Here is a 23,257-nt window from a genome sequence, read left to right on the forward strand (position 1 = left end):
TTATGGCAAAATTAGCGAAAAGAACGAAAAAGATTCGTGAAGGCTTTGATGTTGATAAGCTTTATGGTTTGGCTGAGGCTGTTGGTCTCGTTAAAGAGCGTGCTGTTGCCAAATTTGATGAAACCATCGAAGTTGCATTGAACTTGGGCGTTGACCCGCGTCATGCCGACCAGATGGTTCGTGGTGTTGTCAACTTGCCGAATGGCACAGGACGTAATGTTCGTGTGGCTGTTTTTGCCCGTGGAGACAAAGCTGATGAAGCTAAGGCCGCTGGTGCCGATATCGTTGGTGCAGAGGATCTTTTCGAGATCGTCAATGGCGGAACAATTGACTTTGATCGTTGTATTGCAACGCCGGATATGATGCCGCTGGTTGGTCGTCTGGGTAAGGTTCTCGGGCCGCGCTCGTTGATGCCAAATCCCAAAGTCGGTACTGTGACACCGGATATTGCTGCCGCTGTTAAGGCTTCCAAGGGTGGTGCTGTTGAGTTCCGCGTTGAAAAGGCCGGTATCATTCATGCTGGTGTTGGTAAGGCTTCTTTTGATGCTAAAAAGCTGGAAGAAAATATCCTTGCTTTTGCTGATGCGGTTATCAAGGCCAAGCCTGCCGGTTCCAAGGGTGAATATCTCAAGCGTGTTGCGATTTCATCGACAATGGGTGTTGGTGTTAAGGTTGATCCGGCGACTGTTCGTCCGGCACAATGATTTTAAAATTTGCCGCCCCGCAAGGGGCGGTTGTCGGCAAGTTTTGATAGCGTGTCGATAAACTATCCGGGTTTTGAAAAGAACTCGGGTCATGCCGGAGAAATCCGGAATGTCCTGTCCGAGATTGTGGGCGATGTGGTGACACATCTTAATCGTAAAAGCCTGCATGAGACTGGGGGAATGACCCGAATATCGAAAGATATGAAGGTTTGAACCAGCGTTACCTTTGAATGTCGGCGGTCTGACCGTTGATGAGAAGGGGACAGGATCCTCATCGGTCACACAGTGGTTGTGTGGTCAAAGGTAACCCGGCAGATCTTGTTATCAGGATCTGTCAAATGGAGAGAGACAGTGGATAGAGCGGAAAAACGCGAATTTGTCACATGGCTCAACGGGGCTTTCAAAGAGTCCGGTGCAGTTGTTGTGGCTCACTATTCCGGTCTGACCGTTTCACAAATGAACGATCTTCGTTCGAAAATGCGTGAAGCGGGCGGTACCGTTAAAGTTGCGAAAAACCGTCTTGCCAAAATCGCTCTTAAGGGCACGGAATCGGAAAGCATGTCGGAGCTGTTCACCGGACAGACTTTGATTGCTTATTCAGCCGATCCGGTCGCGGCGCCGAAAGTCGCTGTCGATTTTTCCAAGGGCAACGATAAACTCGTTATCCTTGGTGGTGCAATGGGTGCAACCAGCCTCAATGCAGATGGTGTGAAGTCTCTGGCTTCCTTGCCGTCGCTTGATGAGCTGCGCGCGAAACTGGTAGGCATGATTTCTACGCCTGCGACCCGTATTGCCCAAGTTGTCAATGCACCGGCCGGTCAAGTGGCTCGTGTTGTCGGCGCTTATGCCCAGAAGGGCGAAGCAGCGTAAGGCTGTTTCGCAGGCCGGGTAACCGTAAGGTTTTCCGGTTGACTGTTAAACAAATCAATGTGGGTTTTGAATGTTCAAAATCTGCGACTAGTGTTCAAACCTTTGTAATGTAAGGAATATTAAAATGGCTGATCTCGCAAAGATCGTAGAAGACCTTTCTAACCTGACTGTTTTGGAAGCTGCTGAGCTTTCCAAAATGTTGGAAGAAAAATGGGGCGTTTCGGCTGCTGCACCTGTTGCTGTTGCTGCTGTTGCTGCTGGTGGCGGCGCTGCTGCTGCTGGTGAAGAAAAGACTGAATTCGACGTTGTTCTCGTCGATGGTGGCGCTCAGAAGATCAATGTGATCAAGGAAGTTCGCGGCATCACAGGTCTTGGCCTCAAGGAAGCCAAGGATCTTGTTGAAGGTGCACCTAAGGCCGTTAAGGAAGGTGTTTCCAAGGACGAAGCTGAAAAAATCAAGGCTACACTTGAAGCAGCTGGCGCTAAGGTCGAACTTAAATAAGTTTGTTTTTCCGGCGGGCCATATAGTCCGCCGGTTTTCCTCTTTTGGGGAAAAACCGTGTTTTGTTAAACCCTTTTCCTGACGGTTCGGTGGCCGTCAGGAAACGGGTTTAGCCCGTTCAAGGCCAAGGATGAATCAATGTGTTGATTTCTTGGGTTTGAGAAGCTAGGCGCTCCGGTTGCATAGGGGCGCGATGAATAGGCCATTTGCCGATAAAAGCTGTAAAAAGCAGGGCGGGTGGCCAAGCTCTGGTATGTGTCAAACGATTGAATGGTTTGTCGCCAGATGTTGAGAGTTGAGCGCCTTGCGATTGAATTGCAGGGTGTTGCAGTGATGGATCAGGCGTAGCCTGAAATGACAAAAACAGCTTTTTCCGGTTTAGTCGGCTGGTTAAGGCAAATGTGAAGGAGCGACGATGGCTCAGACCCAATCATTTAACGGTCGTAAGCGCGTACGCAAATTTTTTGGCAAGATTCCCGAAGTGGCGGAGATGCCGAACCTTATCGAGGTTCAGAAAGCATCTTATGACCAGTTCCTGATGGTTGAAGAACCAAAAGGTGGGCGTTCTGACGAAGGTTTGCAGGCCGTTTTTAAGTCCGTATTCCCGATTAGCGATTTTTCGGGCGCCTCTATGCTCGAATTCGTTCGTTATGAATTTGATGCACCGAAATTTGACGTTGAAGAATGCCGTCAGCGCGATCTGACTTATGCCGCACCTTTGCGTGTGACATTGCGTTTGATCGTATTTGATATTGACGAAGATACAGGCGCCAAGTCAATCAAGGACATCAAAGAGCAGGACGTCTATATGGGCGATATGCCGTTGATGACTGATAACGGTACCTTTATCGTTAACGGCACAGAGCGTGTTATCGTTTCGCAGATGCACCGTTCACCGGGTGTTTTCTTCGATCATGACAAAGGCAAGTCACATTCTTCCGGTAAGCTTCTGTTCGCAGCTCGCGTCATTCCTTATCGCGGTTCATGGCTTGATATTGAATTCGATGCCAAGGATGTGGTCTATGCACGTATTGATCGGCGTCGTAAAATCCCCGCCACCAGCTTGTTGATGGCTTTGGGTATGGATGGTCAGGACATTTTGTCGACTTTCTATGACACCGTAACTTATGAAAAGACTAAGAAAGACGGCTGGCGTATTCCTTATTCGGTTGACCGATTTAAGGGTATGAAGCTGATTTCCGATCTTGTGGATGCGGATAGCGGTGAAGTTGTTGCTGAATCCGGTAAGAAACTCACAGCCCGTTCAGCTAAGCTTTTGGCAGAAAAAGGCCTGAAATTTATCAAGGCAACAGAAGATGACCTTTATGGTTCATATCTGGCTGAAGACCTTGTCAATTATGAAACCGGTGAAATCTATCTTGAAGCCGGTGACGAGTTGGACGAGAAATCGTTGCAGGTCTTGCTTGATACCGGTGCGAAAGAGATCAAGGTTCTTGATATCGACCATGTTAATATCGGTGCCTATATTCGCAACACGCTGGCTGTCGACAAGAATGAAAGCCGTCAAGACGCCTTGTTCGATATCTATCGCGTGATGCGTCCGGGTGAGCCACCAACTATGGATACGGCCGAGGCCATGTTCAATTCATTGTTCTTCGATCCGGAGCGCTATGATCTGTCGGCTGTCGGACGTGTGAAGATGAATATGCGTATGGAGCTTGATTGCCCTGATACAGTGCGTACCCTTCGCAAAGAAGATATTTTGGCTGTCGTCAAGATGCTGGTTGAGTTGCGTGATGGTAAAGGCGAGATTGACGATATTGATAATCTTGGCAACCGTCGTGTACGTTCGGTCGGTGAGTTGATGGAAAATCAGTATCGCATCGGTTTGCTCCGTATGGAACGTGCCATCAAGGAACGTATGTCTTCGATCGAAATCGATACTGTCATGCCGCAGGATCTTATTAATGCCAAGCCGGCGGCTGCTGCTGTGCGTGAATTTTTTGGTTCTTCGCAGTTGTCACAGTTTATGGATCAGACCAATCCGTTGTCTGAAATCACCCATAAGCGTCGCCTTTCGGCTCTTGGGCCGGGTGGTTTGACCCGTGAGCGTGCTGGTTTTGAAGTGCGTGACGTGCATCCAACCCATTATGGTCGTATCTGCCCGATTGAAACGCCGGAAGGCCCGAATATCGGTCTGATAAACTCCTTGGCTACATTTGCCCGCGTCAATAAATACGGCTTTATCGAAAGTCCGTATCGTAAAATCGTTGACGGTAAGGTGACAATGGATGTGCTTTATCTTTCAGCTATGGAAGAGTCCAAGCACTATGTAGCACAGGCCAATTCGTCGCTGGATAAAGACGGCCGTTTTACCGAAGAGTTCGTTGTCTGTCGTCACGCCGGCGAAGTTTTGATGGCGCCGCGTGAAAACATCGACCTCATGGACGTGTCGCCAAAGCAGCTGGTTTCTGTTGCTGCAGCTCTTATTCCGTTCCTTGAAAACGATGATGCCAACCGCGCTCTGATGGGTTCGAACATGCAGCGTCAGGCCGTGCCGTTGGTGCGTGCTGAAGCGCCGTTTGTCGGTACCGGTATGGAAGCGATTGTTGCGCGTGATTCTGGTGCGGCTATTGGTGCGAAACGTGGTGGTATTGTTGATCAGGTCGATGCGACCCGTATCGTGATCCGCGCCACAGAAGACCTTGATCCGTCAAAGTCAGGTGTGGATATTTACCGTTTGCAGAAGTTCCAGCGTTCCAACCAGTCGACCTGTATTAATCAGCGTCCACTGGTCAGTGTCGGCGACCGGATTGAAAAAGGCGATATTATTGCCGATGGTCCGTCAACCGATCTTGGTGATCTGGCTCTGGGTCGTAACGTGCTTGTCGCGTTTATGCCTTGGAATGGTTACAACTACGAAGATTCGATCCTACTTTCTGAAAAGATTGTTTCGGATGATGTTTTCACATCGATCCATATTGAGGAATTCGAAGTTGCGGCCCGTGATACCAAGCTTGGACCGGAAGAAATCACCCGCGACATTCCCAATGTTTCGGAAGAAGCACTCAAGAATCTTGATGAAGCCGGTATTGTCTATATCGGAGCCGAGGTTCAGCCGGGCGATATTCTGGTCGGTAAGATTACGCCAAAGGGTGAAAGCCCGATGACACCGGAAGAAAAGTTGTTGCGTGCCATCTTTGGTGAAAAGGCTTCGGATGTGCGTGACACCTCCATGCGTATGCCCCCCGGGACATTTGGTACAATCGTTGAGGTTCGTGTCTTTAACCGCCACGGTGTGGAAAAAGACGAACGTGCTATGGCGATTGAACGCGAAGAAATCGAACGTCTGGCCAAGGATCGTGATGACGAACAGTCAATCCTAGATCGTAACGTCTATTCGCGTCTTGTTAATATGCTGGATGGTAAAGCTGCTGTTTCTGGCCCGAAAGGCTTTAAGAAAGGCACCAAGCTTGATCAGGCGGTTATGGATGAATATCCGCGTTCGCAGTGGTGGATGTTCGCTGTTGAAGATGAAAAACTTCAGGGCGAAATCGAAGCGCTCCGCAACCAATATGACGATTCCAAGAAGCTGCTTGAAGCCCGTTTCATGGACAAGGTCGAAAAGGTCCAGCGTGGCGACGAGATGCCTCCAGGCGTTATGAAAATGGTCAAGGTTTTTGTTGCTGTTAAGCGCAAGATCCAGCCGGGTGATAAAATGGCCGGTCGTCATGGCAATAAGGGTGTTGTTTCACGCATTCTGCCTGTTGAAGACATGCCATTCCTAGAAGATGGTACACATGCGGATATCGTGCTTAATCCTTTGGGTGTGCCGAGCCGTATGAATGTCGGTCAAATTCTGGAAACCCATCTTGGTTGGGCTTGTGCCGGAATGGGCAGGCAGATTGGCGAACTTCTTGAAGCCTATCAGCAGTCAGGTGATATCAAGCCGTTGCGGAGTCGTATTGAGGATGTCATTCCTGATAACAACCGTAACGAGCCTGTACGCAACTATGACGATGAAAGCGTTGTCCGCTTGGCTAAGCAGATGAAGCGTGGCGTGTCGATTGCAACACCGGTCTTTGACGGTGCGCATGAAGCCGACATCAATGATATGCTCAAGGATGCGGGTCTTTCGACTTCAGGTCAGGTTACCCTTTATGATGGTCGTACAGGTGAACCTTTCGACCGTCAGGTAACAGTGGGCTATATATATATGCTTAAACTGCACCATCTGGTCGATGACAAGATCCATGCCCGTTCGATTGGACCTTACTCGCTTGTTACCCAGCAGCCGCTTGGTGGTAAGGCGCAGTTCGGTGGTCAGCGTTTTGGTGAAATGGAGGTCTGGGCTCTGGAAGCCTATGGCGCCGCTTACACCTTGCAGGAAATGCTCACCGTCAAGTCGGATGACGTGGCGGGTCGTACCAAGGTCTATGAAGCGATTGTTCGTGGTGATGATACGTTTGAAGCCGGTATACCGGAAAGCTTCAATGTTCTTGTCAAGGAAATGCGCTCGCTGGGTCTTAATGTTGAGCTTGATGATACCCGCGAGATGGTAGCTCAGCAGCAGCTGCCGGACGCTGCGGAATAACGCCGATAGCGCGCCGTTTTGCGGCGCGCTATCGATTGTTTAAAGAATTTCGACTTTAAGGCAGTTTGAAGAGAACTGCCGCAACGGGTTCAAGGAAGAACCCCCAAGGAGAACGGCATGAACCAAGAGGTCATGAATCTATTCAATCCTCAGGCGCCAGCGCAGACGTTTGATTCTATTCGTATTTCGATTGCGAGCCCTGAGAAGATTCTGTCCTGGTCCTACGGCGAGATCAAAAAGCCGGAGACCATCAACTACCGTACGTTCAAACCGGAACGCGACGGTCTTTTCTGCGCCCGTATTTTTGGCCCTATCAAGGACTATGAGTGCTTGTGCGGCAAATATAAGCGTATGAAATACAAGGGCATTATCTGCGAAAAATGTGGTGTTGAAGTTACGCTTTCACGCGTACGTCGTGAGCGTATGGGCCATATCGAGCTGGCAGCTCCTGTTGCCCATATCTGGTTCTTGAAGTCACTTCCAAGCCGTATCGGCACTTTGCTGGATATGACTTTGAAGGATATCGAACGTGTGCTCTACTTCGAAAACTACATTGTTACCGAGCCGGGCCTGACTTCGCTCAAGCTCCATCAGCTGCTTTCAGAAGAAGAATATATGATTGCTGTTGATGAATTCGGTGAGGACCAGTTTACAGCCTTGATCGGTGCAGAAGCCATTTTTGAACTTCTGGCCGCTATGGAACTTGAAAAAATTGCCGGTGATCTACGCGCTGATCTTGCCGAGACAACATCGGAACTCAAGACCAAGAAGCTGATGAAACGTTTGAAGATTGTCGAGAATTTTCTGGAGTCGGGAAACCGTCCGGAATGGATGATCATGAAGATCATTCCGGTAATTCCGCCGGATCTGCGTCCTTTGGTGCCGCTTGATGGCGGTCGTTTTGCAACATCCGATCTCAATGATCTTTATCGTCGTGTGATCAACCGTAATAATCGTTTGAAGCGTCTGATCGAGCTTCGTGCTCCCGGTATCATTGTGCGTAACGAAAAGCGTATGCTGCAGGAAGCTGTTGATGCGTTATTCGACAATGGTCGCCGTGGCCGTACCATTACCGGTGCCAATAAGCGTCCATTGAAATCGCTCTCTGATATGCTGAAAGGCAAGCAGGGTCGTTTTCGTCAAAATCTGCTGGGTAAGCGCGTCGATTATTCCGGCCGTTCGGTTATTGTGACCGGTCCTGAATTGAAACTGCATCAATGTGGTCTGCCGAAGAAAATGGCTTTGGAACTTTTCAAGCCGTTTATCTATGCCCGTCTTGATGCCAAGGGTTTCTCTTCGACTGTTAAACAGGCCAAAAAACTGGTTGAGAAAGAACGTCCAGAAGTTTGGGATATTCTTGATGAGGTCATCCGTGAGCATCCGGTTCTTCTGAACCGTGCCCCGACCCTTCACCGTCTGGGTATTCAGGCTTTTGAACCTATCTTGATTGAAGGTAAGGCTATCCAGCTTCATCCGCTCGTCTGTACAGCTTTCAACGCCGACTTTGACGGTGACCAGATGGCTGTCCATGTGCCGCTTTCGCTGGAAGCCCAGCTTGAAGCACGTGTTTTGATGATGTCGACCAATAACATCCTTCATCCTGCTAATGGTGCGCCGATTATCGTGCCGTCACAGGATATGGTGCTGGGCCTTTATTATCTGTCGATTCTGGCGGAAAAAGAGCCTGGTGAAGGTATGATTTTTGCTGATCAGGGTGAATTGCAACACGCGCTCGAAAACAAGATCGTTACCTTGCATACCAAGATCAAGGGTCGTTTCAAGACTGTTGATGCCGAAGGCAATGAAGTTTCCAAAGTCTATGATACCACACCGGGTCGTATGATCATTGGTGAATTGTTGCCTAAAAATGCCAATGTGCCATTTGATATTGTCAATCAGGAAATGACCAAGAAGAACATTTCCAAGATGATCGATCATGTCTATCGTCATTGCGGCCAAAAAGAGACAGTCATTTTCTGTGACCGTATCATGCAGCTTGGCTTTGCCCATGCCTGCCGTGCGGGTATTTCCTTTGGTAAGGATGACATGGTCATTCCGGAAACAAAGGCACGTCTCGTTGCCGAGACAGAAGCTTTGGCCAAGGAATATGAACAGCAGTATAATGATGGTCTCATTACACAGGGTGAGAAGTACAACAAGGTGGTTGACGCTTGGGGTAAATGTACTGACCGTGTGGCTGAAGAAATGATGAAACGCATTCAGGCGGTTGAATTTGATAAGGAAACCGGTCGCCAGAAGCAGATGAATTCGATTTATATGATGTCGCATTCAGGTGCTCGTGGTTCGGCTAACCAGATGAAACAGCTGGCCGGTATGCGTGGTCTGATGGCGAAACCTTCAGGCGAAATCATCGAAACACCGATCATTTCAAACTTTAAAGAAGGCTTGACTGTGAACGAGTACTTCAACTCGACCCACGGTGCCCGTAAGGGACTGGCCGATACGGCGTTGAAAACCGCTAACTCCGGTTATTTGACACGTCGTCTGGTTGATGTTGCACAGGATGCGATTATCTCGTCTGTCGATTGCGGCACCGAGAAAGGTCTTACCATGCAGCCGATCGTCGATGCCGGTCAGGTTGTGGCTTCTTTGGGCCAGCGTATTCTTGGTCGTACAGCGCTTCTTGATATTCTTCATCCGATTTCCGGTGAAGTGCTTGTCGAAGGCGGGCGTATGATCGAAGAAGCCGATGTGGTCAAAATCGAAGAAGCCGGTATCCAGTCTGTCCAGATTCGTTCTGCTCTGACCTGTGAAACCCGTCTTGGCGTTTGTGCTAAGTGCTACGGCCGTGATTTGGCCCGTGGTACGCCGGTCAATCAGGGTGAGGCTGTCGGTGTTATTGCTGCCCAGTCTATCGGTGAGCCGGGAACACAGCTGACCATGCGTACCTTCCACTTGGGTGGCACGGCACAGGTTGTCGACTCGTCCTATCTTGAAGCCTCTTATGAGGGCAAGGTCGAGCTTAAGAATCGCAATGTGGTGCGTAATTCCGAGGGCAATCTTGTGGTTATGGGCCGTAATATGGCTGTTGTCATCAAGGATGAAGCCGGCAAGGAACGTGCTTCGCATCGTGTCACTTATGGTGCACGCGTCTTTGTTGACGATGGTGATATGGTCAAACGCGGCCAACGTGTTGCCGAATGGGATCCGTATACACGTCCGATTCTTACCGAAGTTGAAGGCTATGTTGGTTTTGAGGACATGGTTGACGGCCTTTCGGTTACAGAAACGGCTGATGAATCCACCGGTATCACCAAGCGTCAGGTTATTGACTGGCGTGCCAATCCGCGTGGTGTAGATCTGAAGCCTGCAATTGTCATCAATACAGACAAGAAGGGCAGCAAAATTGCCAAGCTTGCCAAGGGTGGAGATGCCCGCATTCAGCTTTCGGTCGAGACCATTCTTTCGGTTGAACCGGGTGCGCATGTTAAGGCTGGTGACGTGATTGCCCGTCTGCCGATGGAAAGTGCCAAGACAAAGGATATTACCGGTGGTCTGCCGCGTGTTGCCGAGCTTTTCGAAGCCCGTCGTCCGAAAGACCATGCGGTTATCGCTGAAATTGATGGTACAATCCGCTTTGGTCGCGATTACAAGAACAAGCGTCGTATTATGATTGAGCCAAATGATGAAACGGTCGAGCCGGTGGAATATCTTATTCCAAAAGGCAAGCCATTCCATCTGCAGGACGGTGACCAGATCGAAAAGGGTGATTATATCCTTGACGGCAATCCGGCACCGCATGACATTCTTGCTATTAAGGGTGTTGAAGCGTTGGCCTCCTATCTCGTCAATGAGATTCAGGAAGTTTATCGTTTGCAAGGCGTTTTGATCAATGACAAGCACATTGAAGTGATTGTTCGTCAGATGCTGCAGAAGGTTGAGATCACTGAATCGGGTGATTCCACCTATATTCCGGGTGATCATGTTGACCGTATCGAGCTGGATGAGGTTAATGACCGTCTGTTGGAAGAAGGCAAGAAGCCGGCAATCGGCAATCCTGTCCTGCTTGGTATTACCAAGGCTTCGTTGCAGACACCGTCCTTTATCTCGGCGGCATCCTTCCAGGAAACAACCCGCGTTCTTACTGAAGCGGCTGTTGCTGGCAAGATGGATACATTGCAGGGCTTGAAAGAAAACGTCATTGTCGGCCGTCTTATCCCAGCTGGTACCGGCGGCACGATTGCCCAGATCCGTCGCATTGCAACAGCGCGCGATGATCTGATTGTTGACGAACGTCGTAAGGCATCGGGTGGCGAAGTAGCCAATGCGATGTTGACAGATATGACAAACACAGCTGCCGAATAATCGGTTTGCTTGATGTAATGAAAAGCCCGGTCTTGCGACCGGGCTTTTTTATTTGACCTTGAGCTGTCATAACATCATTGCTTTAGGGTATAGGCGATATGTGTAAAATGTTACGCTTTATATAGATGCTGATATTGGTGTTATAGGCCTTTGGGCTTGGCTTATATAAAGCGTCCGTGGTCATTACGGCGCTGGTACAATGATAGAGGCTATTGGGATGTTCGGAAATCTGATCAAAAATCTGATCGGATGCGCTCTGTGTTGTAAAGCGTCTTGGGTGCTTATTTTGCCATGACGAACGCTAAAATTCCGTACCGATTTTTAACGACATGATATGCGTAATAAGGGAATAGAACGCCGTAATATTTACGGCGTTCTTTGAGAGGGATTTTAGTTTTTATGTTCGGAATGGTGTTTTCCTTGATCAAGCAAGGCGGCAATCACTAGAATAACAGCGGATACTGCAAGGATAATGATAACACCAGTAACCGAATTGGTCGGAGAGGCCGCAACCAGTCCCAATGCACCAAGAGGAGCAAGACCACCAGCAATGGCTGTTCCTATTTCTCGCCCGGTTCCAACACCGGTAGAGCGGGTATTAACAGGGAATTGGCGGCTGAGGAATGAACCTTGTGGTGCAAACATCATAGGTGCTAATATGCCTGTTGCAATGGCCAGAGCAAGATAGATTGCCATTTCATTGCCTGTTTGTAATAGCGCCATAAAAGGATAGGCAAAGGCAATTGAAAGGACACCACCGCAAGCCAATACTTTTTTACTGCTCCAGTGATCGCAAAGCCAACCAAAGCTTGGCACAGAAAAGATTGCGACAAGACTGGCAATAGTCACAGAAAGTGATGTTACCGATGCGCTTACATGTTGATATTCGGTCAGATAGGCCAATGAGAATGTTTTGAAAATATAGCTGAGAGCATTGTAGCCGATAGCGACAAAAAAGACGACCAGCAATCCTTTCATGTTATAGCGGAATACATCAATAAAAGATGCTGTTTTTTCGTGCTTTTTCTTTTCCATTGCAATGTATTCGGGGGTCTCCGGTAGGCTGCGACGAACCCACAGACCGACAAAAACCAATATGATGGAGAGGATAAATGGTATTCGCCAACCGCCGGAAAGCAGGAATTCATCACCATTGATTGTTAGGATATAGATGGTAGCAGAGGAGAGCAGCAGGCCAAGATTGAGGCCTAATGCAGGCCATGCGCCTTGGCGGCCACGTCGGTCGTTACTGGCGTGTTCATAAGATGTAACAGCTGCGCCTGCAAGCTCGGCACCAGCACCAAGACCTTGGATAATGCGGATAATAACCAATAACACTGCCCCCCATATACCGATTGTTGCATAGGAAGGAATGAGGCCGATCATAGCGGTGCAGATACCCATCATGCAAAAGGTCACAACAAGCATTTTCTTGCGTCCATACCGATCGCCGAAATAGCCGAAAAACATGCCGCCGATAGGACGGGCAAGAAAGCCGATCGCGAATGTTGCAAAAGCTTTTAATGTCGCTGATTGGGTATCTGTACTATCAAAGAAAACGCGACCGAAAACAATTGAAGCCATGGTTGCATATAGGTAGAAATCGTACCACTCAAGCATCGAGCCGACAATGGTTGCCGTTGCGACTTTACGGATGCGTTTTTTCTTTTCAATTGATGTTTCGGTTGTGCTTTGGAATGCCATGATTTTCTCCTCCGATATCGAAAAGTGCCCGGTTTGAAAGGCTTAGACTTGTGACGGCATCATTTCGATTATTGTTGCCAGTTATCATGTTGTCTGATAACCTTCAAGTCTGTTTACTTAAATGTCAGGTAATATTTCTGGAATAGCTGTGGAATAGGAGTGGTGGGCCGTGTTTGATTTCTGTGTCATTGGTGCCGGTATTGTCGGTTTGTCGACAGCTATGCAGTTGCTACAAAAATACCCTCAGGCCAAACTTGTTATTATCGAGAAAGAAAAAGGCCCCGCACTTCATCAGACCGGTCATAACAGTGGTGTTATTCATGCTGGTGTCTATTATGCGCCCGGCAGTCTTAAAGCCCGCTTTTGTAAAGAGGGGCTGGTTGCCACGATTGATTTTTGCAAGAAACATAATGTGGCATTCGAACAATGTGGAAAGTTGATTGTTGCAACGTCGCCGATCGAAGTGGAGCGACTGGATGCCTTGGAAAAACGTGCCACAGAAAATGGACTTGATCTTTTGCGTCTTGATGAGGCTGGTTTGCGCCAACACGAACCATCTATCGCCGGAATAAGCGGATTACTGGTTAAGGATACCGGTATTGTTGACTATCCCGGCATGGCAAAAGCGATGGCGGACGAGATACGCCGGCTTGGCGGCGTTATTCATTATAATATGCCCTGTGCGGCGATTAACGAGACATCTGATAAAGTTGTTGTATCCACAAATAAGGAAATAATTGAAGCGCAGAGGCTGATTGTATGTGGTGGCTTGCAGGCTGATCGACTGGCTAAAATGGCTGGCCTTAAAACCAACTTCCAGATTGTACCTTTTCGTGGTGATTATTTCCGTTTGTCACCGCAACTGAACCAGCTAACAAAACATCTGATCTATCCTGTACCGGATCCTGATCTTCCTTTTTTGGGTGTGCATCTGACACGCATGATTGATGGTAGTATTACTGTCGGGCCTAATGCCTGTCTTGCCTTGGCCCGTGAAAAATACAGCCGTTTTGCTTTCACTCTTAAAGATGCTCTTGCAATGGCATTCTTTCCAGGCCTTTGGCACGTATTATGGAGAAATAGAAAATCGGCTGTCTCGGAGCTCAAGAGCAGCTTTTCATCACGCCAATATCTTGAATTATGCCGTAAATACTGTCCCCAGTTGCAATTGAGTGATCTTCATCCTTATCCATCGGGTATTCGTGCGCAGGCTGTTTTGGCCAATGGTGAACTGGTCCATGATTTTCTCATCGAGGAGACAGCTCGTATGGTGCATATCTGTAATGCACCATCTCCGGCGGCAACCGCTTCATTGCCGATTGGCGAGCATATTGTTTCATTGATAAGTGCAAAAACTGCGACATAAGCGGCGGGTAAAGCTCTAGCATAGGACTGCCGCTGGAAAATATGCTCGAATTACGCTATGTGATATAAAGCATTTGGCAATAAGAGAGGCAGTTATCATGGGAAAAGTCGAGGCAAACCCCGTTCAGGATCTCGGCTATTCTTTGGGAAACCTTGATCTTGCACCGGTTCGGCGTAGAGAAACACTGGCGGACCAGATTGTGGAGGTTTTGCTTGCCCGCATCAATTCCGGTGATCTTGCCCCCGGCGATCAGTTGCCAACAGAACAGCAGCTTTCTGAGGCTTTTCAGGTTAGTCGTGCCGTGGTTCGTGAAGCGGTTGCTCGATTGAAGCAGGCGGGTACGATTCGGACCCAGCAGGGGCGGGGGGCCTTTGTTGTCGAGCAGATTGAAGCGACGGCTATGTTTAAAATGCCGTTACAGTCAAAATTATTGCCTGCCCATATCATGGAATTGCGCCGTGTTATCGAGCCGGCAGCAGCGCGATTGGCTGCAACGCGACGTAATGACAAGGATATCGCTGTTCTTAATCATGAAATTGAGAAGTTAAAAGGAGCAGGCAATCAGCTTGCACACAGGGCAGATGCTGATATGCGATTTCATCGGGCTGTTGCTGTTGCAAGTAATAATCCGCTTTTTAAACTGGTTATTGAAACGCTTAATCAGCCGATTATTGATTTTCTGACCTTGGCACATGGCAATACCAGCAAGGTAACGGGGGCTTTTGGGGCCGCCGAACAGGAGCATATTGCTGTTGCTCAAGCTATTATTGCAGGCAATGAAGAAGAGGCTGCGGGTGCGATGCTACGTCACCTTGAAAGGTCGGCCATCCGGCTTTCTATTTTTTGATCATTATCCGGTTAATGCCTGTGCCTATCGAGTAGAATAAAAGCGCTATTAAGTCGCTGTTCTCTACGGTCTTGGTGATAGAGATTTTAATTATGCTGGTCATTATGATCATCCTCGTCATGATCATGATTATGTGGTTCGCCAATGGTGATATTGGCGTCATCCAGTGTCAGCTCGTCGCGTTCGCAGCGCTTATACATCAGATTGGCAAATTTGTTTTTAAGGGCGTTAAGCAACGGTATTTCAGCGAAATAGATTTTATTGGTCGCCATACACCATGGTATTCTTTTCGCGTCCAATCCTGATTGCTTGACCAAAATATCGGTCGCCCATGCAATGCCGTCTTTGCATGTTTCATCACTGCATTGCCCTTTTTCAAGTGCGATGTCGCGCAGTTCATTGCGGCCGATAGAATTGATAAATGGTTCGAATGTTGCAGCAGCAACGAAAATAATTGTCGATATGGCTATAATCGCAACCAGCCATTTCTTTTTTTTGCGCATCATATTGCCGCCATTGGACCTGTTTCGTTTCTTATCCTGTCATGAAGCGGTAGAAAAAAGACAGTCGGATTTGTTTCATCACACAGTTTTATTATCATGATAATAGGAAGAGGTGAAAAAGCGCTTCTCTCCAAGCCCAACTTGTTCTATTCCGAAAGGCAGAGGCAATTAAAGGTCATTCATGAGCGAAAGCGTACATAACCAACAGTCAACACAAGAAGCAGCATCGCAAACGATTTACGGTGAGGATGGCGCTATCGACAGTGGGTTTCTGGAGCGGGTGCGCCAGGCGGTTGAAGGGCATGATACGCAATTTTTAAAAGAGGATGTTGCTTCACTCCATCCTTCGGAACTTGGCCATCTTATTGATGCGCTTGATACGTCCGAGCGCCAGAACCTAATTGCGCAGTTGGGTGATGATTTCGATTTTGCTGCCTTGACCGAGGTTGACGAGGCTATTCGCCTTGAGATCATGGAGGCGCTGCCCAATGCGCAGATTGCCGAAGGCGTTCAGGAACTTGATTCCGATGATGCTGTTTATCTGCTTGAAGACCTTGATGAAGAGGATCAGGCCGAAATTTTGGCACAGCTGCCTTTCACTGAGCGTGTGAGATTGCAGCGTTCGCTTGATTTTCCAGAAGATAGTGCCGGTCGGCGTATGCAGAGCGAATTTGTTGCTGTGCCACCATTCTGGACGATCGGACAGGTTATTGATTATCTGCGTGACGATGAAGGATTACCGGATCACTTTATGCAGGTTTTTGTTATTGATCCGACTTTTCATCTTCTGGGGGCTCTTGACTTGGATCGTCTGCTTCGTACCCGTCGTCCGGTACGGGTTGACGAAGTCATGCATGAGACGCGTCAGCCTATTCCTGCCACAATGGATCAGGAAGAAGCGGCACAAATATTCGAGCAATATGACCTTTTGTCTGCGGCTGTCGTTGATGAAAATGGCCGTCTGCTTGGTGTTTTGACGATTGATGATGTTGTTGACGTCATTCAGGAAGAGGCGGAAGAAGATATTATGCGCCTTGGCGGCGTTGGCGATGAAGAATTATCTGATACGGTGATTCAGACAGCACGCTCTCGGGCACCATGGCTGACGGTCAATTTGTTGACAGCTTTTGTATCGGCGGCCGTTATCGGTTTGTTTGACGGTACAATCCAGCATATGGTCGCTTTGGCTATTTTGATGCCGATTGTTGCCTCTATGGGAGGGAATGCAGCAACGCAGACCATGACGGTGACCGTCCGCGCGATTGCTACACGTGATATTGATATCTATAACGCGTTTCGTGTTATCCGCCGTGAAGTGCTTGTTGGCCTGATGAACGGATGTGTTTTTGCTGTTTTTATCGGGCTTGCCGCCGGTCTATGGTTTGAAAATGCAGATCTTGGCGCAATTATCGCTTCGGCTATGGTAATCAATATGTTGGCGGCTGCCTTGGGGGGGATTCTGATACCGCTTTTGTTGCATCGTTTAGGGGCCGACCCGGCGATTGCGTCATCTGTTTTTGTAACAATGGTGACGGATATTGTCGGCTTTTTTGCGTTTCTGGGGCTTGCCACATGGTGGTTCGATTTTCTGGGGGGCTAGAAAAGGCAAGCCGATGATCCATGAATATTATACCATTCGTGAATTGACGCGTGAATTCGGAATTACGACCCGTACACTCCGGTTTTATGAAGATGAGGGACTAATTTCTCCTTTTAGACGGGGGCGTACCCGTCTTTATACGCAGGCAGACCGTAACAGGATTGAACAGATTTTACGTGCCAAAAGGCTAAATTTCTCACTGGCTGATATTGCTGAATTACTGGCCATGTATAATGAACCGGCTTTTGACGAAGCATCGGTCAAGGGCACGCTTGGCAAAATCAACGAGAAACGTATCGCTTTACGACAGATGCGCCGTGATATTGATGATTCATTGCATGAGTTGGAGCGTATTGAAGAAATGTGCTTCGAACGCTTGGCCGAACTCGGTGTCAGTCGCTAAAGCATGTTACGAAAAGCTTTATTCAGCGTCGACCTTCCAGATTGTTTGGTTTCTTTCTTACTGTTCGCAACATGGACAGGATAAGCACCCTCGACAGTATGGGCAAATGTCAAAACAAGATATGCCCTAAAAATAGATTTTCTTTACGTTAGTGGCGGGAAGTCTCGTTGTCATTTATATCAAAAGCGCAGTCAGCCCGGATCATGTCCATCATCTTGTCAATAATAAGATCATGATCTTTCGAATCGCCTTGTGCGAGTATAACAGTTGATATTTGCCATAGACGCCCACGCTTATACGTAACATATTGAGCGGATACATAGGGAATCTTGCTGGTAGTTTCGCGGTTTTCCGTAGATCGTAGAAATATCATGTCCTTATCTTTATATTCTTTGACAATGAGGGCTGGGTTGTCTCTGGCAAATTTTTGCGGCCATTCCAGCGCATACTCAGCCGGCATCCATCGTGCACTGTAGGTGATACGATTCATACCCTTGAAAAGCATCCTATCGTAGGTTCCTTTATTGGGATCTTCAAAAACGGGCGGGGAAACTTCCCAGCCTTTGGGCAAGTCAAAAGCAAAGTGGCTGATCGGGCTTTTAAGGGTAGTAACGGGTGCTTCTTTGTTTCCTAGAAATTTCAATTCATCATTGAGCATTGAATAAGTCCACCTATAAGGCATATCGAGGTCTTCTTTTTTGGTATTCGGCGGTGATATGATGACGGCATAGCCGACATAATTATGTTCCAGGCTGAACACTTCCAGATATTGATTTTTTGCGTCAAAACGAGCGGCTTTGCTTTGTGGTCCGACGCCAGTACTCGATTTTGGTATTATCTCGAGATAGGGATACATATTTTCATGACCAAAAAATCGCATAAAATCTTTAAGATCTGTCGGATTGATATGTCTTTCACGACGCGCAACAAGAGCAGAGATGATATTTTTTTTAGGGGAATAAATACCCCACCCCATTATAGCTTTATTTATTCGTATATAGCTTAATTGCCAGTCATCGTCCCAATCACCGCTTGTTCCGGTTATAAAATTTTTGACGGATGAAAACTCCACCAATGGACGTAAGGATTCTAGTATCTTTACAGCCAGCTCTACAGTATTTTCACAGTCTTCGGATTTTTGGCAGCTTATTTTGATAAGCCGCTGCCGCCTGAAATATGTGTCTTGAATAAAGATTGTATTGCGTGTTCGTGCGATAAGAAAATGGTAAGGGGTGGAAAAATGTTCCTGCCATTCCAAATCGATATTGTTCTCGATAGAGGCCCACCGTTTAATATCATCATTAATGTCGTCTTGTAGAGGAACATCCACATTGGACATAGGACTGCGATAATAGTCAATTTGCGCTGATGGTCCGCTAAATCTTATCCGGTTCTCATTCTTATCAACGAAATTATAGTCGTAAAACCAGCCGTGAGTCAGTGTGATTCGATTGCCACTTTCTGGATTGATCCATATGATTTTTTCAGGTGGTTTTTGCGCAAGGCTTATCATGGGTGCGACAAATAATGAGGCAAGCATGATCAGAACAGGCGTTAATCTAGTTTTCATCGCTCTTTATCTCTGTTTGCTGTTCCATACATTTCATCGTTATGGCATCCAGTTCCTGTGAGCCGCGGGGTATTTCGCCCGTAATAAATATACGCAAACGTCCGTTCTTTTTGAGTGTATCGATTGTGCATCGGTCAATTGCGACACAATACTCCGGATCCGTTGTGTTTTTGCAAAGTTGTTTGCTGGTTTTGATAAGTTCGCCTTCAAGGACATGGAGGGATGGTGGGATAATCAGGGAAACACCCCAAAGTATGACAATCAAGATGGGCTGATGGATTAGATAAATGACGAGTGAATGCTTGCCGCTCCATTCAATAAGGCTGGAAATACGAATATTGATACATGGCTTTTCAAGGTATTTGAGCTTGTCATAATGTTTGAGTAGACGTGCTACAAATATACCTGCAAGGTCGGCCGAAAACCATGGGAAAAGCGGAACGAAATCGAAGCTTTCCCGTGGATTGAGGGCAAGACCTGTCCACCAGAGCAGGGGCGTATTGAAAAATGGATGTGAAAAATAATAAGGCAGCAGAAATGCTGCAATTGCACTGGCAAAAACCAGAGCATTGGGGATACGTAAAAACAAAAGGCCAAGGAGGCCGGTCAGGGCAATATGGTGCAAAATGCCGAAATAGACAAAATCCTGCGGCATAAAAAAATAGGTAGCAATAGAAACAAGAAGTGCTGCGGTGATAATGACCGAGAATCTTTTAATGACTTTGCGGACATAAATATGCTCGTGATTGGCCAGTACAAGGCTGAAGCCGCTTAAGAATAGAAATGAGGCAGCGACAATTCGCGCCAATATACGCAATCCCCCAGATGTCGGAGTATCCGATGGGAGATAATTGAAATAACTAAGATCCCAGCTCAGGTGGTAAATGATCATGCCGATCAATGCGAGACCGCGTAATATATCGATTTTTCTTAAACGCAATCTGTGTTTATCCTTGTGTGCTTGTTGTCTTGTTATGGGCAACTGCTAAAGTCACGTCAATTCTAATTCTTTGTCTTGTTGTTTTTTCACGTGAGGGTATGAAATGGTTTCATCAGAAATATTGGATGTCGTCAGTGCATTGAACAGTCGCAAGTCTATCCGTGCATTTACGCAACAACCTGTATCACCTGCACTGATAGAAGAAATTCTAACCCTAGCTGCGCGTTCGCCTTCAGGTGCCAATATACAACCATGGAAAGTAACGGTTATTACAGGAGAAGCCTTGAAAAAATTGGGAGAGGAGCTGGTCTCTCTTTCCTTGTCCGGTGAAAAGCCTTCTCGTGAATATCATTATTATCCGCGGGAATGGCGTGAGCCTTATCTGGGACGCCGGCGCAAGGTCGGTTGGGATCTTTATCACAGCGTAGGGATTGAACGCGGCGATAAAGAAAAAATGGCCCGACAGCAGGCCCGTAATTTTTGCTTTTTTGATGCGCCGGTCGGTCTTTTGCTCACTCTAGATCGTGATATGGAAACAGGAAGCTGGCTTGATATGGGCATGTTTATGCAATCGATCATGATTGCTGCCCGCGGCTTTGGTCTTGATACATGTACGCAGGCAGCCTTTACCGATTATTGGCAGCATGTGGTGCGAATTCTTGATATTCCGTCCGATCAGCAGCTTATTTGCGGGATGGCGCTTGGCTATCGTGATGAAAAGGCACCTGAAAACAATTTCTCCACAGAACGTGAGCCGGTTTCCAGTTTCACCCGCTTTATTAACAGTCTTGGCGATTGAGGGCAGGTCATGCATTGTTCCATGTTGAAACAATGTTGTATTTTAACTATTTATTAAGGCTGTTTTGTTGCTTGTGAACAAAATATCACGTTGTTAACTGTTTTTTAATATTGCGTGTTCGTGTCGTTGCCTTTATAGGCATCGCACTGCCTCGTTACGAGGATGATGTCATAGAATTTATATGATGGTTTCATTGTGAAGAAGAGCATGAAACCCTCAAAGAGGGATATTAATGGAAAATACAGTTGAGAAATCCTGTCTGGCTGTTGCCGTGCGTGGTCTTGTTGTTTTGAGTTCGGCTATTTTTCTGGCTTATCTTTTTTTTGGCGCATAATTTTTTTTCGATTTTTCCCAATAAAACCTATATAAAATCATGCTTCATATGAAGGGAGCAGGATTTTATGTTTCTATCTGTTTTTGATTTATTCAAAATCGGTATTGGTCCATCTAGTTCTCATACGATGGGACCTATGACCGCTGCCGTAATGTTCCTTGATGAAATTCAAAATGGTGATTGGCCGCGCCCGCATGGTGCTGTTGTCAACCGTCTGAAGGCCTATTTGCATGGTTCATTAGCATTTACCGGTATCGGCCATGCGACGGATCGTGCTGTTATCCTTGGCCTTTGCGGTGAAAGCCCGGCCGATGTTGATCCAGATAAAATGGATGAGATGCTGGAAAAGGTAAAGAAGCGGAAATATGTCCATCCTGCTGGCCATCCTAAATATTTTTTTAATCCTAAAGACGACCTTATATTTGATCGAAAAACGCCACTTCCTGGACATCCTAACGGGCTGGCTTTTGAAGCTTATGGCAAGAATGGCGATATGTTGCTTCGGCGTATTTATTACTCGGTTGGTGGTGGTTTTGTCGTTAATAGCGATGATCTTGACCGTATCAAACATAATGAAAAACCGGTGGTTGAAAATGTGCCTTATCCATTTGCCAATGCAAAGGAAATGTTGGAAATGGCACGTGCGAGTGGCTTGAGCATTGCCGAGATGAAACGGGCCAATGAAGAAGTTTTCATGGAACGTGAGAAGCTGGATCAAGGGATTGATGCCATTTATGATGCCATGAATGCTTGTGTCGAGCGTGGTTTGGCAAAAGAAGGCGAGCTGCCTGGTGGCCTGCATGTGAAACGACGCGCCAAAAAGCTTTATGAGCGGTTAGAGGATGATTGGAAGAAAAACCGTAATAATCCGCTGCTCGCCAATGATTGGTTATCTGTCTATGCTATGGCGGTCAACGAAGAAAATGCGGCTGGTGGACGTGTTGTTACGGCGCCGACAAATGGTGCTGCCGGCGTTATTCCGGCAGCATTGCGCTATTATCTGCGTTTTAATGACGGGGCTGATGTTGAAGGTGTGCGCCAATTTTTGCTGACAGCAGCCGCTGTTGGCGGTGTCATTAAAAGCAATGCATCAATCTCTGGGGCCGAGGTTGGTTGTCAGGGTGAGGTCGGTTCGGCGTCGGCAATGGCTGCAGCAGGTTTGACGGCTGCTTTGGGCGGCACGTGTGAACAGATTGAAAATGCAGCTGAGATTGCTTTGGAACATCATCTGGGCATGACATGTGATCCGGTAGCTGGGCTGGTGCAGGTTCCTTGTATCGAACGTAATGCACTGGGGGCTGTTAAGGCGGTAACAGCATCATCATTGGCGCTTTATGGCGATGGGACACATTTTGTATCGCTTGATGCTTGTATCGAGACTATGCGCCAGACAGGGCGTGATATGCTGGATAGTTATAAGGAAACCAGCAAGGCCGGACTTGCTGTGAATGCGATTGAATGTTGATTACTAAAGGCGAATGCTAGATGCCTCTTCATCTTGTCAAATTATGTGTGGGTGTTTCATCGATAGAGGAACTTGCCGCCTGGATTGACTTCCGTCTGGAAGAAAAGCGTGCGGCCGGGCTTGTGCCCGAGCAATTCCATACCACCCGTATGGTGCCCAAACGTATTGACGAATTATTGGATGGAGGCTCTCTTTATTGGGTGATCAAGGGTAATATACAATGCCGGCAGCTATTGAAGGATATTCGCATATTTACCGATGACAAGAATATCCAGCGGTGTCATCTGGTTTTGGAATCCAAAATTATACCGACAATATGGCAGCCGCGTCGGGCTTTTCAGGGGTGGCGTTATCTTAAAGACGAAGAAGCGCCCACAGATGACAGGATCGGGGCGCATTCGGATTTGCCGCCCCATCTTAGACAAGAGTTGGCGCAATTGGGACTTTTGTGATTATGAATTGGTTGCACCAAGGCGCAACATGACCGCTTTACGGCCGGAAGGGCTGGACAAACGAAGATGGATTTTTACAAATTTTTGCGCCATGCGCCGATTGCGCTGGCTCTGGCAGATAAACAGGTTGACCAGATCTTTTGTGCCGAGTGCTTTTGGCGTACTCTTCAAGTCAGCCAGTTTCGCAGCCGCTTCCTGTAGTGATTTGAAGTGAAGCGCTGAGCGCGTTTGCGATGGTTGAGCGGTCGCAAGACTTTGTCCCAATCCCAATTCCATTCCATACGCCATAATGACACCCCTTTACGCTTACACTCTTT

Annotated in this window: 17 protein-coding genes; 12 read left to right on the forward strand and 5 right to left on the reverse strand. The window is 47.5% G+C overall.

What is annotated here, in order from left to right; translation table 11 throughout:
• The first annotated feature begins 2 nt into the window (after positions 1-2).
• The 5 genes from rplA to rpoC all read left to right on the forward strand — a co-directional run bounded on the left by rplA (position 3) and on the right by rpoC (position 10,957).
• Complete coding sequence (rplA, locus tag ACYZ97_RS03415) at positions 3-704, forward strand: 50S ribosomal protein L1 (protein WP_473300091.1); 702 nt, start codon at positions 3-5, stop codon at positions 702-704.
• A gap of 351 nt (positions 705-1,055) precedes the next feature.
• The gene (rplJ, locus tag ACYZ97_RS03420) at positions 1,056-1,574 is read left to right on the forward strand and encodes a 50S ribosomal protein L10 (RefSeq protein ID WP_473300092.1); all 519 of its coding nucleotides are present in this window, start codon (positions 1,056-1,058) and stop codon (positions 1,572-1,574) included.
• Between the two features lie 124 nt (positions 1,575-1,698).
• Entirely contained in the window at positions 1,699-2,076 is a 378-nt protein-coding gene (gene rplL / locus ACYZ97_RS03425; RefSeq protein ID WP_473300093.1) for a 50S ribosomal protein L7/L12, read from the forward strand.
• A 415-nt stretch (positions 2,077-2,491) separates the two neighbouring features.
• Positions 2,492-6,631, forward strand: a complete 4,140-nt coding sequence (rpoB, locus tag ACYZ97_RS03430; protein WP_473300094.1) for a DNA-directed RNA polymerase subunit beta — start codon at positions 2,492-2,494, stop codon at positions 6,629-6,631.
• Positions 6,632-6,748: 117 nt separating this feature from the next.
• Positions 6,749-10,957, forward strand: coding sequence for a DNA-directed RNA polymerase subunit beta' (rpoC, locus tag ACYZ97_RS03435; RefSeq protein WP_473300095.1), 4,209 nt, complete (start codon positions 6,749-6,751; stop codon positions 10,955-10,957).
• 390 nt (positions 10,958-11,347) lie between these two features.
• On the opposite strand, the gene ACYZ97_RS03440 is transcribed toward rpoC, so the two are convergent.
• The gene (locus ACYZ97_RS03440; protein WP_473300096.1) at positions 11,348-12,661 is read right to left on the reverse strand and encodes an MFS transporter; all 1,314 of its coding nucleotides are present in this window, start codon (positions 12,659-12,661) and stop codon (positions 11,348-11,350) included.
• 220 nt (positions 12,662-12,881) lie between these two features.
• Between ACYZ97_RS03440 and lhgO the strand changes: the two genes are divergently transcribed.
• The gene (gene lhgO / locus ACYZ97_RS03445) at positions 12,882-14,027 is read left to right on the forward strand and encodes an L-2-hydroxyglutarate oxidase (protein WP_473300623.1); all 1,146 of its coding nucleotides are present in this window, start codon (positions 12,882-12,884) and stop codon (positions 14,025-14,027) included.
• Positions 14,028-14,124: 97 nt separating this feature from the next.
• The gene (locus tag ACYZ97_RS03450; protein WP_473300097.1) at positions 14,125-14,874 is read left to right on the forward strand and encodes a FadR/GntR family transcriptional regulator; all 750 of its coding nucleotides are present in this window, start codon (positions 14,125-14,127) and stop codon (positions 14,872-14,874) included.
• An 86-nt stretch (positions 14,875-14,960) separates the two neighbouring features.
• On the opposite strand, the gene ACYZ97_RS03455 is transcribed toward ACYZ97_RS03450, so the two are convergent.
• Complete coding sequence (locus ACYZ97_RS03455) at positions 14,961-15,380, reverse strand: hypothetical protein (protein WP_473300098.1); 420 nt, start codon at positions 15,378-15,380, stop codon at positions 14,961-14,963.
• 178 nt (positions 15,381-15,558) lie between these two features.
• Between ACYZ97_RS03455 and mgtE the strand changes: the two genes are divergently transcribed.
• Together mgtE and ACYZ97_RS03465 are read left to right on the forward strand one after the other, a co-directional pair.
• Positions 15,559-16,977: a magnesium transporter gene (gene mgtE, locus ACYZ97_RS03460; protein WP_473300099.1), complete on the forward strand. Its 1,419-nt coding sequence runs from the start codon at positions 15,559-15,561 to the stop codon at positions 16,975-16,977.
• 16 nt (positions 16,978-16,993) lie between these two features.
• The gene (locus tag ACYZ97_RS03465) at positions 16,994-17,380 is read left to right on the forward strand and encodes a MerR family transcriptional regulator (RefSeq protein ID WP_473300624.1); all 387 of its coding nucleotides are present in this window, start codon (positions 16,994-16,996) and stop codon (positions 17,378-17,380) included.
• A 148-nt stretch (positions 17,381-17,528) separates the two neighbouring features.
• Here ACYZ97_RS03465 and ACYZ97_RS03470 read toward each other — a convergent pair whose 3' ends face one another.
• Both ACYZ97_RS03470 and ACYZ97_RS03475 read right to left on the reverse strand, forming a co-directional pair.
• Positions 17,529-18,638 carry a hypothetical protein gene (locus ACYZ97_RS03470; RefSeq protein WP_473300100.1) on the reverse strand — a complete coding sequence of 370 codons (1,110 nt, stop codon included), beginning with the start codon at positions 18,636-18,638 and terminating at the stop codon, positions 17,529-17,531.
• Positions 18,639-18,939: 301 nt separating this feature from the next.
• Entirely contained in the window at positions 18,940-19,890 is a 951-nt protein-coding gene (locus ACYZ97_RS03475; RefSeq protein ID WP_473300101.1) for a heparan-alpha-glucosaminide N-acetyltransferase, read from the reverse strand.
• A gap of 103 nt (positions 19,891-19,993) precedes the next feature.
• On the opposite strand from ACYZ97_RS03475, the gene ACYZ97_RS03480 reads away from it, so the two are divergent.
• The 3 genes from ACYZ97_RS03480 (at position 19,994) to ACYZ97_RS03490 (ending at position 22,940) form a co-directional block, all read left to right on the forward strand.
• Positions 19,994-20,689 (forward strand): nitroreductase, encoded by a 696-nt coding sequence (locus tag ACYZ97_RS03480; RefSeq protein WP_473300102.1) that lies wholly within the window; start codon positions 19,994-19,996, stop codon positions 20,687-20,689.
• Between the two features lie 401 nt (positions 20,690-21,090).
• Complete coding sequence (locus ACYZ97_RS03485; RefSeq protein ID WP_473300103.1) at positions 21,091-22,488, forward strand: L-serine ammonia-lyase; 1,398 nt, start codon at positions 21,091-21,093, stop codon at positions 22,486-22,488.
• 20 nt (positions 22,489-22,508) lie between these two features.
• A complete protein-coding gene (locus ACYZ97_RS03490) occupies positions 22,509-22,940 on the forward strand; it encodes a DUF1489 family protein (RefSeq protein ID WP_473300104.1) in 432 nt (143 codons plus the stop codon).
• Here the strand turns inward: ACYZ97_RS03490 and ACYZ97_RS03495 are convergent, their stop codons facing one another.
• On the reverse strand, positions 22,941-23,228 hold the full coding sequence (locus ACYZ97_RS03495) for a hypothetical protein (RefSeq protein WP_473300105.1): 288 nt from the start codon (positions 23,226-23,228) through the stop codon (positions 22,941-22,943).
• Between the last annotated feature and the right edge of the window lie 29 nt (positions 23,229-23,257).

This window comes from Bartonella sp. bp_1 (assembly GCF_055808085.1).